Origin of the sequence: Eubacterium uniforme, from assembly GCF_900167115.1 — a bacterium.
Lineage (GTDB): Bacteria > Bacillota > Clostridia > Lachnospirales > Lachnospiraceae > Eubacterium_S > Eubacterium_S uniforme.
Genome location: NZ_FUXZ01000005.1, coordinates 83726 through 97141 on the forward strand (window position 1 = coordinate 83726; position 13416 = coordinate 97141).

Below are 13416 nucleotides of genomic sequence, written 5' to 3' on the forward strand. Positions count from 1 at the left end.
ATGAAACGGGAAAAAGTATTTGCTGGAGGTGATTATATGAAATTATTAAAAGAAAAAAGAAAAATAATAAGTATGGCGATGATTGTCATATGTGCGCTTGGTATTACTGGATGTGGCACAAAAGGTGATAATAAAGGAGTTATTGATCCTGAAAAAATGAATAAGGAAAGAACTAATCTTTTAGAAAATGCCGACATTGATAATTGTTTGAGTAGAATGTTGTATTATGATGGTGAAAAAACAGAAATGAGATATGTTGATGTTGACAAAGCAAAAGAGTTATATGAGGAAATAGCTAATTTAAAAATCAAACCGCTTCCTTTAGGAAGGGTTAGTGAAATAAAAACTCCTTGTTTTGGAATTGAAGTAAAAAATGATAAATATGGAGAAATTGAACTTACATATTATGATGGAATGTGGCTTAGAGGAACAGTAAAAAATGTTGGAACAGAAGAACATGTCAAGTTTGAACATGAGTATGAATTATATGAGGCTGATTACGATTATATGAGTGCATTTGATAAATATAAGATGGTGGATGATGAAGCAGAAGAATATATTAGTAAGGGTGGAGTAGGAATGCCTAATGCTATGCTACTTTGCAATTATAACGCAAAATTTTACAGAGAAGTAGAAGAGGTAATTCCTTCAGAAAAAGGAGGTGTTTCTATTTCGGATGTTGATTTAAACAAGGATGATGAGATAGCGATAAAAATAAAAAATGATGGAAATGTAGATTATAATTTATTAGGTTGGAGCATTCAAAAGAAAGTAGAAGATAAATGGGTTATTTTGCCAACTGATGGAATGTTTATTGAAGATGCTGTTGGAAGAAGTATATTTGGTTCAAATGAAGAAACTTTTAAATATTCAATAAGAAAATATGAAGATTTGGGTACAGGAAAATATAGAGTGGTACAAGTATGTAGTGTTAATTCTCAAGATTTCGAAGTGGCACGTGAATTTGATATAAAATAGCTAATTGAGAGGAAGACTAATGAAAAATTTTAAGGAAAAAAGAAAAACGTTAATTATTGTATTGTTGCTTGTTGGTTTGTTAATGCTTATGGATCACATTGGAAAAGGTTGTAATGATCTTTTGGTTGATGTAAATAAAGAACATGCTATGGTAGATTTAATGTATTTTGATGGTGAACAAACGAAATTAATTTTTGTGAATGAAAATCAAGAGAAAATATATAACAAAATAAGTAGTTTGAGGTTAAAACAGATTCCGTTAGAAAAAGTTAGTGAAATGAAGTCACCATGCTATGGGGCTAAGTTTTACACAGATGAAAGTGAGGTAGAAATTACATATTGTGATGGATATTTACTAAAAGGAACAGCAAAAAAACTGGATTCGGGAGAAAGGTCTGAAATAAAGCATGAGTATGAATTATATAAAACAAAATGTAATTTTAAGAAGATATATGATAAGTACGAGTATTTAGATGTGAAGAGAGAGGGAGATAGGAAAAACGAAGAAGACGATGAAGACGATGAATACTATGATGACGAAGAAGACGAAGAAGATGATGACGAAGAAGAGTATTATGAACTTGGGCGGAATTTATTTGCGGGTGGAAGTGAATTAACAAATGCTGAATTACTTTGCAAGTATAATACGGAATTCTATAGCGAAGAAAAAAATGAAATACCCAAGGAAAGAGCTGGGGTTTCAGCTACAGGAGTTGATATAGATAGGGATTTATATGTATCAGTAAAAATAAAAAATGAAGGTAAGGAATGGATTAAGGTAAGCGAAAGACGTATTCAAAAGAAAATAGGAGATAAATGGTATGATTTGCCAAAGGAGTCCTTATATGAAATTTATTATGAAACAAGGACTCTTCCAACTTCTCAGGAGAATACATTTGATTATGTACTCGGTGAGTATGGAAAACTAGAAAGTGGTAAATATAGGGCAGTAATAGGGTACTATGAGGATGTACCCGAATGTGAAGACTATGAAGTAGCTTGTGAGTTTGACATAAAGTAATCATACGACAATCAGCAAATCCCTTTGGATACTACAATATTAAGTATTTTGGTTAACGAATTATAACAATATATTGATTTCTCGATGTAACAATTTTGTAACATTTTTACTCTAAAGTATTTACAAATATTATGTAAAGTGATAAAATTACACATAAGTATGTAGATATGTTAGCGGTAGAGTGTCTATGGGTGTGGGTATGCGCATTAGGAGTTACACTAGCATAAATAAAATGGTTTATTCAAAAACCGTAAATTACAGAGGATGGTACAATTTTGGAAAAGTATGTTATCAAAGGGGACACATCTCTAAAAGGGGAAGTTGAGATTAGTGGAGCTAAAAATGCTGCGTTAGGTATTCTTGCAGCAGCTATTATGGCTGATGAGGAAGTTACTGTAGATAATTTACCAGATGTTAATGATATTAATGTTTTAATTCAGGCTATTGAAGGTATTGGTGCAACAGTTAAGAGAGTTGACAGACACACAGTCATAATTGATGGTAGTACAATCGAGTCAACAAGAGTTGATTATGAATATATAAGAAAAATCAGAGCATCATATTATTTGCTTGGTGCACTTATCGGAAAGATGCATCAGGCACAGGTTGCTCTTCCGGGAGGTTGTGATATTGGTAGTAGACCAATTGATCAGCATATCAAGGGATTTATCGCACTTGGTGCGAATGTTGATATTAAGAATGGTATGGTTTATGCAAATGCAGAAGAACTTACTGGTAACCATATTTTCTTTGATGTTGTTTCAGTTGGAGCAACAATTAACGTTATGATGGCAGCAGCACTTGCAAAGGGTAGCACAATTCTTGAAAACGTTGCTAAAGAGCCACATATCGTAGACGTAGCTAACATGCTTAACAGCATGGGTGCTAACATCAAGGGCGCTGGTACTGATGTTATTAGAATTAAGGGAGTTGAAAAACTTCATAAGGCAGAGTATTCAGTTATTCCTGATCAGATTGAAGCTGGTACATTTATGTGTGCAGCAGCAATTACAAAGGGTGATATTACAGTTAAGAATGTTATTCCTAAGCATTTAGAGTGTATTACAGCTAAACTTCTTGAAATTGGATGTAGAGTTGTAGAATATGATGATGCTGTTAGAATTATTGGTGTTGATGAGATGAAGGCTGCTAGAATTAAGACTTTACCTTATCCAGGATTCCCAACAGATATGCAACCTCAGATGTCAGTTGCATTAGCGCTAGCGGGTGGAACATCAGTTGTTATTGAAAGTATTTTTGAAAACAGATTTAGATATATTGATGAACTTAATCGTATGGGTTCAAAGATTAAAGTTGAAGGTAATACAGCAATTATTACTGGTATTGAAAAGTTTGAAGGTACTCAGGTTTCAGCACCTGACCTTAGAGCTGGTGCAGCACTTGTAATCGCTGGTATTGCAGCAACAGGTTATACTACAGTTGATGAAATTCAGTATATCCAGAGAGGATATGAGGATTTTGAAGGTAAACTTAGAAAGTTAGGTGCAGTTATTGAAAGAGTTGATGCTGATTATGATGAGCAGAAATTCAAATTTAGAGCTGTTAATTAAGTAAATATTAGTATGATATTAGTGTAGAATATTAATAAGAAAGAAACAGAATAATCTGTTTCTTTTTTTGTTTACACGACGAGGAAAGTGCTGAAAACTTGCTTTCAAGCATTTGACGACCGTGATACAATCCCGAAATGAGAAAATCGATTTCGGGGATTTATGGGAAAACACTTGACAAATTTATTTTTTAGAAATACAATAATTGTACACAAGTAAATTGTACAAAAGTAAAATAGAGGAGGAAATTATGAAGAAAGAAAATGAAACAAAGTATGATGCATTAAAATTAAGCAACCAGGTTTGTTTTCCTTTATATGCCTGCTCAAAGGAACTGGTTAGACAGTATGGACCTTTCCTTAAGGAACTAAATTTAACTTATACGCAGTATATAGTTATGATGGTACTTTGGGAGAATGAAGAGGTTACATCAAGAGAACTTGCTAAGTTGCTTCATTTAGACTACGGTACATTAACTCCTGTTTTAAAAAAACTAGATCAGATGGGATATTTAATAAGAGAACGTAGTGCTGAGGATGAGAGGATTCTCATAATAAAACTTACAAGTGAAGGAAGAGACATAAAGGATAAGGCAGTATCAGTTCCTATTGCCATGGCAAACTGTATGGGACTTAGTTTAAAAGAGTATGAAACTCTTTATAAATTAACATATAAGGCGCTAAGTAATATGGAACATAATAGTAATAATTAATATTTAGGAGGTATTTTTATGGCAGTAGTTTATGATTTTTCAGTTAAGAACAGAAGTGGAGAAGAAGTTAGTTTAAAGGATTATGAGGGGAAGGTTATTCTAGTTGTTAATACAGCTACTGGATGTGGATTTACACCACATTATGAACCTCTTGAAGCTATGTATAAGGATTTAAAGGATAAAGGATTAGAAATACTTGATTTTCCTTGCAATCAGTTCGCAGATCAGGCTCCGGGTAGTGATGATGAAATTCATGAATTTTGTACAATGAAGTTTGGAACAGAGTTCCCACAATTTGCTAAGATTGATGTTAACGGTGAAGATGCAGATCCATTATTTGTATGGATGGCAGAACAAAAGCCATTTGAAGGATTTGGAAAGGGATTAAAGAACTTTTCACTTGATAAGTTCGCTGCTTTAAATAATAAGAAATTTGGAGATAAAGCTTATATTAAGTGGAATTTTACAAAGTTCTTAATAGATAGAAATGGTAATGTAATTGCGAGGTTTGAACCTACAGTAGAAATGGAAGAAGTAAGAAAAGCCGTTGAAGCTGAATTAGAAAAATAGAGTGTAGATGCCGTGAATTTTATTCGCGGCATCTTTGTTTTTGTAGTAAATGAATGAGTGATAGTTTGAGGCTATAACATACCATAAAATATTAGAAATTCTCAATAACGTACATTTTTGATAAGATTATAATAGATAATTTACATATGGCTATTATGTAATATTATTTATTGGAAATTAATTTAATGTGTTGAAAGGAAAAAAGTATGAGTATTTATGAGGATATTGTACAATACATAAAATCAGGTGAAACGAGTAATAAAAAACTAGGATTAGAGATTGAACATTTTGTTGTTAATGAAGAAGGAGTTCAAATTACATTTGAACAGATAGTACCTTTGATTGAAGAAGTGGCTAAAGGTATTGGTGCAAAGCCTTTATATACTGATGGATATGTTGTTGGATATGTAAGTGAAGAATATGTAATTACACTTGAACCAGCTTGTCAGTTTGAAATTAGTATTAATCCATATGAAAGAATAGAAGATATAAAGAGAGTCTATGAGGATTTTAGACAATTATGGGATAAAGAATTTGAACAAATTGGATACCATATTGAAGTAGGAGGAGTTTTACCTGCAGTTGAAAATGGTAAGATACTTCCAATAGATATTCCACTTTCAAAAAAGAATAGATACAAATATATGGATGCGTATTTTAAGAGTAGTGGTAAGTACGGTGAATATATGATGAGAGCTTCTGGTTCAACTCAGATTTCAGTGGATTATAAAAGTGAGGATGATTTAAGAAGAAAACTTGAAGTGTTGCAAATTATTTCACCAATTATTTCAATTATGTTTGAAAATAAGAGTAATCCTGATTATGTTCTTCCTGAATCAGATGGTAAGAAACATCTAATAAGAATTCAGGAATGGGAAGCACTTGATAAAGATAGAACGGGATTTTTAGATCATTCCATAGTTGATTTTGGATATAGAAAGATAGCTGAAGATGTGGTTCATACACCTCTTATATTATTAACTGAGAATGGTGAAACTTCCTATGTTGGAAATAAAAACGCATTGGATTTGATTAATGAAAAAATAATTGATTATGATAATGCATCAGATGATGAGAAGAAGAGATATATTGAACATTTTATTTCTATGGGATTTTATCATTTTAGAATTAAGAAATATATAGAGATAAGAGTTGCTGATGCTGTTCCTATTGATGTGGCAGTAGCATTTGCTGCATTGATTAAAGGTTTGATTTATAATGCAGCAAATATAGATAGATTATTAGATAAATACAAGAGTATTACAACAATTGATGACATAAATGAGGCAATACAAAGTGTTGAAAAAGATGGTTTTGATGCAGAGATTTATGATGGAAGAAAGGCTATTGAACATGCAGAGAAACTTTTAAGTATAGCTTCTGATGGATTGGATAATGAAGAGAAGGAGTACTTAAAATATGTGCGAGATTTTTGGAATTAGTGCAAATAGAAAAGTTAAAATAAATGAGCTTTTAAGAATTTTCTTTTCGCATGGAATTGAACATCCGGATGGATGGGGAATTGCAATTTGTGATGATGGAAATGTGTCCATAGAAAAGGAACCGGTAAAGGTTAGTAAGAGTAAGTATTTAAAGAGTAGAATTAATAGTAGAATAGCTTCTGGTCATACACTTGCCCATATTAGAAAGGCTACTATTGGTCATGTTGAGTATGAAAATACTCATCCATTTACTGGTAAGGATGCATCAGGAAGATCATGGACACTTGTTCATAATGGTACGATTTTTGAATCAGATAAATTGGTGAAGTATCAATATGAACAAAAGGGTAGTACTGATAGTGAAAGAATTCTATTATATATAATAGATAGAGTTAATGCATTGCTAGAAGAAGAACTTAATGGATTTGATGTTAATGCAAGGGTTGAACTTATTGAGGAAATCGCAAAAGAATTATCTAAAGGGAATAAGTTAAACTTTATATTATCTGATGGTGAGTATATGTATATTCATAAGAATGCAGATGGAACTCTTTATAGAAAACAGGAAGATGGATATGCAATTTTCTCAACAAAACCACTTGATAATGGTAGATGGGATGAAATAAGTGATAATACTTTATTAGTCTATAATAATGGAAAATTAGTTTATACAGGAGAAAAACATAATCATACTTATGTTGAAGATTTAGAAAAAATCAATATGATTTATTTAGCGTATTCTGGACTATAGAAAATAGAATTTATTGTGATAAGATGCCATATGGATGAAACAAAAAACTTTGAATTTAATTCGAAGTTTTTTTGTTGGCTTACATTGATAGATGTGTAGTTATTATATTATAAATAATATTTTATGATTTTGTTTATTAAAAATAATTATCATATATAATTTCTATGTGGATATTTTTTTAGTTATAGTGTACAATATAGTCGGTGTGCATATTTAATGTAATTTTATATATGTATATTTAATGAGAGATAGTTAATCTATAAGGATATGAATTAAGCAAATAAATAGGAGGATAAGATGGAAAAAAGAATTTTCACATCGGAGTCTGTTACAGAAGGACATCCAGATAAAATTTGTGATCAGGTTTCAGATGCAATACTTGATGCAATGCTTGAACAGGACCCTATGAGTAGAGTAGCTTGTGAAACAGCAATTACAACAGGTCTTGTTTTAGTAATGGGAGAAATCACAACTGAAGGATATGTTGACATACAGAAAGTAGTTAGAGATACAATTACTGAAATTGGATATACAAGAGGTAAATATGGATTTGATGCTGAGACATGTGGTGTTATGGTAGCGCTTGATGAACAGTCAGCAGATATCGCTATGGGTGTTAATGATGCATTAGAGCATAGAGAGCATGAGATGAGCGATAGTGATATTGAGGCAATTGGTGCAGGTGACCAGGGTATGATGTTTGGTTATGCAACTAACGAAACAGATGAACTTATGCCTTATCCAATTTCAATGGCTCATAAACTTACAAGAAAGCTTACTGAAGTTAGAAAGAATGGTACACTTTCTTATTTAAGACCTGATGGTAAGAGTCAGGTTTCTGTTGAGTATGATGAAAATGGTAAACCTGTTAGAATAGATGCAGTTGTTATTTCAACACAGCACGATCCTGATGTTACTCAGGAACAGATTCATAAGGATATTAGAGAGTATGTTATAGATGCAGTTATTCCTAATGATATGATTGATGATAATACAAAAGTATTTATTAACCCTACAGGTAAGTTTGTAATTGGAGGACCACATGGTGATAGCGGCCTTACAGGTAGAAAGATTATTGTTGATACTTACGGTGGATATGCTAGACACGGTGGTGGAGCTTTCTCAGGAAAGGATCCTACAAAGGTAGACAGATCTGCAGCTTACGCTTCAAGATATGTTGCTAAGAATATTGTTGCAGCAGGTATCGCTGATAAGTGTGAAATTCAGCTTTCATACGCTATCGGTGTTGCTAAGCCAACATCAATCATGGTTGATACATTTGGTACTGGTAAATTATCAGATGAAAAGATTGTAGAAATAATTAGAGAAAACTTTGATCTTAGACCAGCAGGCATTATTAAGATGCTTGATCTTAGAAGACCAATTTATAAGCAGACAGCTGCTTATGGTCATTTTGGAAGAACTGATATTTCACTTCCTTGGGAAAAGACAGACAAAGTAGAAGATTTAAAGAAGTATTTATAATACAATAATAATTATAAAAGAAGTCCATATCAAATTGATATAGACTTCTTTTTGTTAGTCTTCTGTAAATCTAAATATATGAATTTTTCTATATTTTACCTAATTGCAAGAAATAATGTTTAATGATATAATAAGTGCGTTATTCTAAAATATAAATTAGGAGGATTTTTAAAGTGGCAGAGAAAAAAGCAGTTAAAGAAATTACTTCCATGGAGGAAGATTTTGCACAATGGTATACTGACGTTGTTGTAAAAGCTGAACTTACAGGTTATACATCGGTTAAAGGATTTATGGTATTAAAGCCCGCTGGTTATGCAATTTGGGAATTAATACAGAAACAGCTCGATGCTAAGTTCAAAGAAACAGGAGTAGAGAATGTATACTTGCCGCTTTTAATTCCTGAAGGATTATTACAGAAAGAAAAGGATCATGTTGAAGGATTTGCTCCTGAAGTTGCATGGGTTACACATGGAGGATTAAACCAGTTACAGGAAAGATTATGTGTTCGTCCTACTTCAGAAACATTATTCTGTGATTTTTATCAGAAGGATATCCAGTCATATAGAGATTTACCAAAGGTTTATAACCAGTGGTGTTCAGTAGTAAGATGGGAAAAAGAAACAAGACCATTCTTACGTTCAAGAGAGTTTTTATGGCAGGAAGGTCATACAGCTCACGCTACAGCAGAAGAGGCAGAAGAGCGTACAGTACAGATGCTTAATGTTTATGCAGATTTCTGTGAGAACGTTCTTGCAATTCCTGTTGTAAAAGGTCAGAAGACAGATAAGGAAAAATTTGCTGGTGCGGTAAGCACATATACAATTGAAGCACTTATGCATGATGGTAAGGCACTTCAATCAGGTACAAGCCATAACTTTGGTGATGGATTTGCTAAGGCATTTGGTGTACAGTTTACAGATAAGGATAATACATTAAAGCATGTTCATCAGACATCTTGGGGTGTTACAACAAGACTTATTGGTGCTGTTATCATGGTTCATGGTGATGACAATGGTCTTAAACTTCCACCAAGAATTGCACCAACTCAGGTTTGCATCGTTCCAATTATGCAGAAGAAGGAAGGCGTTTTGGATAAGGCTTTCGAACTTAAGGAAAAACTTGGTAAGGTTGCTAGAGTTAAAGTTGATGATACAGATAAGTCACCTGGATTTAAGTTCGCAGAATGTGAAATGAGAGGTATTCCTGTGAGAGTTGAAGTTGGACCAAGGGATATTGAAAATAATCAGGCAGTACTTGTTAGAAGAGATACAGCTGAAAAGATTACAGTTTCACTTGATGAAATTGAAAGCAAGGTTTCAGAACTTCTTGAAACAATTCAGAAGAATATGCTTGTTGCAGCAAGAGAACACAGAGATTCACATACATATAAAGCTGAAAACTGGGAAGAATTCAAAGATGTTATTGCTAATAAGCCAGGTTTTGTTAAGGCTATGTGGTGTGGTGATGTTGAATGTGAAAACAAGATTAAGGAAGAAACAACAGCTACAAGTAGATGTATGCCTTTTGAACAGGAAGAGATTAGTGATAAATGTGTATGTTGCGGTAAACCAGCTAAGAAGATGGTATACTGGGGCAAGGCATATTAAGATTAATATATAAAAAAATGTCGAGCTGAACGATGGAGTATTACCGTTGTTCGGCTCGTTTTGAATAGAAAGGGGGCAAGCAATGAAACATATCGTTACTATTCAACACACGCAGTCGGTCCATCATACTAATGGAATGGTAGGTTCATGGACGGATTGGGATTTGACAGACTTAGGAAAAGAACAGGCAGATGCAATTGGTAAAAAGTTGAAAGAGGCATTTGCTGAGAAGGATGTAGTTATATATTCATCTGATCTTAAGCGTGCTAAACAAACAGCGGAAGAAATAACAAAATATCTTGGTGTTGAGCCTATCTTTAAGCAAGAACTTAGAGAGCGAAATCTTGGGAAGTGCTGTGGTAAGTCTGTTCAGTGGTTACGTGAAAACATTGAGTGCCCGGAAAAAACAGTTGATGATAGATTGTTCTCAGACGGAGAAAGTAGAAGAGATGCTTGGAATCGCCTTAGACCATTTTATGAAGAGGTGATGGCAAGTGATGATGAAAATATCATTATTGTTTCCCATGGAGATTTATTAAGTTTATGGAATGCTATGTTTATAGGTATTTCTGTAGAGTCTTTAATGGAAGTTGATATTCATGGACCAGGAGGCGGAGTTTCTCATATGTTTGTTGGTGATGATGGAAAGCATATGGTGAGACATATTAATGATATGTCGTATATGGTGTAGGAGTTATGAGGGAGAAGTAAATGATTAATATAAGATTAGCAACAAGTGATGATATTGATGAATTGATGAGTAGTCGTCTTGAAATGCTTAAGGTTGTAAATAATCTGTCAGAAGATTACGAGTATTCTGATGTGATGGTAAATGAAAGTTATGATTATTTTTTGAATGGCGATCATATAACGGTGCTTGCGTATGATGATGATACAGTTATTGGTTGTGCATCAATGAGTTTTATTAGAGTAATGCCAGCTTTTAATCATCCTACAGGAAAACGTGCTCATTTAATGAATGTATATACAAGAAGTGAATATCGTCGTCAAGGTATTGCAAGAAAAATGGTTGATTTATTAATTGAAGAATCTTGGAAAGCAGGAACTACAGAGATTAGTTTAGATGCAACTGAATCAGGACGACCACTTTATGAAAGCATGGGATTTGCTGATTCAACTGAATGTATGGTTTTGACTAGAGAGGTTTAATAAGCCAATGATAGTTGAGTATAAAAAAGAATATAAGCAAGACGTTTTTGCGTTTACAGAAAATTGTTTTAGAGAATTGGGAAAGAAATTTGAACCATATGGAAGGCATTATTTTTATAATGATATAGAAACATACTTTGATGTATTTTTTTGTTTGGTTCTAGATGATAAAGTAGTTGGAACAGTTGGATTAAAGAAAATAAATGATGATACAGCTGAACTTAAGGCATTATATCTTTTAAAAGATTTAAGAGGACAAGGACTTGGGTTTAAACTGATTAATAGTGTAATTGATAAAGCCAAAGAAAAAGGATATAAATTGATAATGTTAGATTCAATGTCTAAGTATAAAGAGGCATTGAAATTATATGAAAAAGTTGGCTTTATAAAAACGGAAAGATATAATGATAATCAATACGCAGATGTTTTTATGAAGTTAGTGTTAGATGACATTTAAGTTGAATAAAGAGGAAATAAAGAATGATAAGTTTTGAAAATTATATTACACCTGAAGAATATATGGATTTACGTAAAATGGTTGGATGGGTTGAATTCCCACTTGAACAAGCCAAGGCATGTATAGATAAAGCATATATGATTCAGTGCGTTCGAGACGACGAAAAAGCTATTGGAGTTGTAAGATTACTTTGGGATGGCGGATATATTGCCTTTTTGTCAGATGTTATTGTTGATCCAAAATATCAAGGACAGGGAATTGGACGTAAGCTTGTTGAAGCAAGCATTCAAAAATTGAAAGAGGGAATGAAACTGGGGTATAAAGTAAAACTGACTTTAAATTCGGCTATAGGAAAAGAACCTTTTTATGAGAAATTTGGATTTAGAGTACGTCCTAACGAGGACGCGGGTCCTGGAATGGATCAATGGTTGATATTTGACGAAGAGTAAATAGGGAAAATGAAATAATGCAGGTTTTAATTGAATTATTTATGACATTTGCTAAAATTGGAGCATTTACATTTGGTGGTGGATATGCAATGATTTCCCTTATTGAGGATATTTGCGTAGAAAAGAAAAAGTGGATTACGCATGAAGAAATGATGGATATTACAGTTATTGCTGAATCGACACCTGGTCCGATAGCAATTAATTGTGCCACGTATGTAGGATATAAAAGAAAGAAACTTTTGGGTGCTATCTTTGCAACCATAGGAATGATTCTTCCGTCGTTTGTTATTATATATATTATTTCAAAATATTTGGATGGATTTCTAGAAATAAAATGGGTTGCCAATGCTTTTCATGGAATAAAAATTGCAGTGGGATTATTGATAGTGGATGCGGCTGTGAAGATGCTTTCAAATACAAAAATGACAGTACTTAAGATGGTTATAATAAGTTCGGCGTGTATAGCTGTATTAGTGATAAATATATATGCATTACATATATCATCACTTGTGATTATGATATTTGCTGCATTAATTGGGGTAGTGTCCTTTCTGATAAAGAATAAAACAGAAGGGAGTTGTGCTGATTGATGAAGTATATTGAATTATTAATAGGATTTCTAAAGGTTGGTTTATTTTCTTTTGGCGGTGGTTATGTATCCATAGCTTTAATTCGCGATATTGTTATATCTTATGAATGGATAGATGAGGAAAAAATTTCATATATGATTGCAGTTAGTGAAAGTACACCAGGACCAATTATGGTAAATTTGGCAACATATATAGGAAGTTCAAAAGGAGGAATCCTTGGAGCTTTTATCGCAACTACAGCTGTTGTTTTGCCAGCTTTTTTGATAATACTTACTATAATGTTATTATTTAAAAGGTTGTTAAAAAATAAATTGTTTCAATCAGTATTAGGTGCATTGAAACCATGTATTATAGGTATTATTCTTGCAACAGGAATATATATGATATGGAAAAATTTCAATATTTCTTCAGAAACAGAAACTGATGTTCCGGCAATTGTTTTAACTATAGTTTTAGGTGGTTTATATTTTGGATTAAGAAAGTTTAAAAAGAAAATTTCACCTATAATGCTTATATGTATATCGGCAGTGTGTGGTACGATAGTTTATGGAGCAATGTAGATATGAGGTTAGTATGAAAGAATCTTTTTTAGGAAAAATGAAAAATTGATTGT

15 protein-coding genes are annotated in these 13416 nt (G+C 32.8%); all 15 read left to right on the plus strand.

The window, feature by feature from the left end; all coding sequences use genetic code 11:
* The first annotated feature begins 36 nt into the window (after window positions 1-36).
* Window positions 37-978, plus strand: coding sequence for an immunoglobulin-like domain-containing protein (locus B5D16_RS04590; protein ID WP_078765798.1), 942 nt, complete (start codon window positions 37-39; stop codon window positions 976-978).
* Window positions 979-997: 19 nt separating this feature from the next.
* Window positions 998-1999, plus strand: coding sequence for an immunoglobulin-like domain-containing protein (locus B5D16_RS04595; protein WP_078765799.1), 1002 nt, complete (start codon window positions 998-1000; stop codon window positions 1997-1999).
* Between the two features lie 275 nt (window positions 2000-2274).
* On the plus strand, window positions 2275-3570 hold the full coding sequence (locus B5D16_RS04600) for a UDP-N-acetylglucosamine 1-carboxyvinyltransferase (RefSeq protein WP_078765800.1): 1296 nt from the start codon (window positions 2275-2277) through the stop codon (window positions 3568-3570).
* 250 nt (window positions 3571-3820) lie between these two features.
* On the plus strand, window positions 3821-4282 hold the full coding sequence (locus tag B5D16_RS04605) for a MarR family winged helix-turn-helix transcriptional regulator (protein ID WP_078765801.1): 462 nt from the start codon (window positions 3821-3823) through the stop codon (window positions 4280-4282).
* A gap of 18 nt (window positions 4283-4300) precedes the next feature.
* Window positions 4301-4852, plus strand: a complete 552-nt coding sequence (locus tag B5D16_RS04610; RefSeq protein WP_078765802.1) for a glutathione peroxidase — start codon at window positions 4301-4303, stop codon at window positions 4850-4852.
* A 206-nt stretch (window positions 4853-5058) separates the two neighbouring features.
* On the plus strand, window positions 5059-6294 hold the full coding sequence (locus B5D16_RS04615; protein WP_078765803.1) for a glutamate-cysteine ligase family protein: 1236 nt from the start codon (window positions 5059-5061) through the stop codon (window positions 6292-6294).
* Complete coding sequence (locus B5D16_RS04620) at window positions 6272-7045, plus strand: class II glutamine amidotransferase (RefSeq protein WP_078765804.1); 774 nt, start codon at window positions 6272-6274, stop codon at window positions 7043-7045. Before B5D16_RS04615 ends, B5D16_RS04620 begins: the two co-directional genes overlap by 23 nt.
* Before the next feature lie 297 nt (window positions 7046-7342).
* On the plus strand, window positions 7343-8530 hold the full coding sequence (gene metK / locus B5D16_RS04625; RefSeq protein WP_078765805.1) for a methionine adenosyltransferase: 1188 nt from the start codon (window positions 7343-7345) through the stop codon (window positions 8528-8530).
* A gap of 209 nt (window positions 8531-8739) precedes the next feature.
* Window positions 8740-10137: a proline--tRNA ligase gene (gene proS, locus B5D16_RS04630; protein WP_242942992.1), complete on the plus strand. Its 1398-nt coding sequence runs from the start codon at window positions 8740-8742 to the stop codon at window positions 10135-10137.
* Between the two features lie 82 nt (window positions 10138-10219).
* The gene (locus tag B5D16_RS04635) at window positions 10220-10828 is read left to right on the plus strand and encodes a histidine phosphatase family protein (RefSeq protein WP_078765807.1); all 609 of its coding nucleotides are present in this window, start codon (window positions 10220-10222) and stop codon (window positions 10826-10828) included.
* 20 nt (window positions 10829-10848) lie between these two features.
* Window positions 10849-11307, plus strand: a complete 459-nt coding sequence (locus B5D16_RS04640) for a GNAT family N-acetyltransferase (protein ID WP_078765808.1) — start codon at window positions 10849-10851, stop codon at window positions 11305-11307.
* A 7-nt stretch (window positions 11308-11314) separates the two neighbouring features.
* Window positions 11315-11764: a GNAT family N-acetyltransferase gene (locus B5D16_RS04645; protein WP_078765809.1), complete on the plus strand. Its 450-nt coding sequence runs from the start codon at window positions 11315-11317 to the stop codon at window positions 11762-11764.
* Between the two features lie 23 nt (window positions 11765-11787).
* Window positions 11788-12213 (plus strand): GNAT family N-acetyltransferase, encoded by a 426-nt coding sequence (locus B5D16_RS04650; protein WP_078765810.1) that lies wholly within the window; start codon window positions 11788-11790, stop codon window positions 12211-12213.
* Window positions 12214-12230: 17 nt separating this feature from the next.
* Window positions 12231-12803 carry a chromate transporter gene (locus tag B5D16_RS04655; RefSeq protein ID WP_078765811.1) on the plus strand — a complete coding sequence of 191 codons (573 nt, stop codon included), beginning with the start codon at window positions 12231-12233 and terminating at the stop codon, window positions 12801-12803.
* Window positions 12803-13363, plus strand: coding sequence for a chromate transporter (locus B5D16_RS04660; RefSeq protein WP_078765812.1), 561 nt, complete (start codon window positions 12803-12805; stop codon window positions 13361-13363). The genes B5D16_RS04655 and B5D16_RS04660 overlap by 1 nt, the downstream gene beginning before the upstream one ends.
* Window positions 13364-13416 lie beyond the last annotated feature (53 nt).

Bases quoted from the DNA above. Each gene is read 5' to 3' on its own strand.
- B5D16_RS04590 (WP_078765798.1), top strand. From the start codon at position 37: ATGAAATTATTAAAAGAAAAAAGAAAAATAATAAGTATGGCGATGATT.
- B5D16_RS04595 (WP_078765799.1), top strand. From the start codon at position 998: ATGAAAAATTTTAAGGAAAAAAGAAAAACGTTAATTATTGTATTGTTG.
- B5D16_RS04605 (WP_078765801.1), top strand. From the start codon at position 3,821: ATGAAGAAAGAAAATGAAACAAAGTATGATGCATTAAAATTAAGCAAC.
- B5D16_RS04610 (WP_078765802.1), top strand. From the start codon at position 4,301: ATGGCAGTAGTTTATGATTTTTCAGTTAAGAACAGAAGTGGAGAAGAA.
- B5D16_RS04615 (WP_078765803.1), top strand. From the start codon at position 5,059: ATGAGTATTTATGAGGATATTGTACAATACATAAAATCAGGTGAAACG.
- B5D16_RS04620 (WP_078765804.1), top strand. From the start codon at position 6,272: ATGTGCGAGATTTTTGGAATTAGTGCAAATAGAAAAGTTAAAATAAAT.
- metK (WP_078765805.1), top strand. From the start codon at position 7,343: ATGGAAAAAAGAATTTTCACATCGGAGTCTGTTACAGAAGGACATCCA.
- proS (WP_242942992.1), top strand. From the start codon at position 8,740: ATGGAGGAAGATTTTGCACAATGGTATACTGACGTTGTTGTAAAAGCT.
- B5D16_RS04635 (WP_078765807.1), top strand. From the start codon at position 10,220: ATGAAACATATCGTTACTATTCAACACACGCAGTCGGTCCATCATACT.
- B5D16_RS04640 (WP_078765808.1), top strand. From the start codon at position 10,849: ATGATTAATATAAGATTAGCAACAAGTGATGATATTGATGAATTGATG.
- B5D16_RS04645 (WP_078765809.1), top strand. From the start codon at position 11,315: ATGATAGTTGAGTATAAAAAAGAATATAAGCAAGACGTTTTTGCGTTT.
- B5D16_RS04650 (WP_078765810.1), top strand. From the start codon at position 11,788: ATGATAAGTTTTGAAAATTATATTACACCTGAAGAATATATGGATTTA.
- B5D16_RS04655 (WP_078765811.1), top strand. From the start codon at position 12,231: ATGCAGGTTTTAATTGAATTATTTATGACATTTGCTAAAATTGGAGCA.
- B5D16_RS04660 (WP_078765812.1), top strand. From the start codon at position 12,803: ATGAAGTATATTGAATTATTAATAGGATTTCTAAAGGTTGGTTTATTT.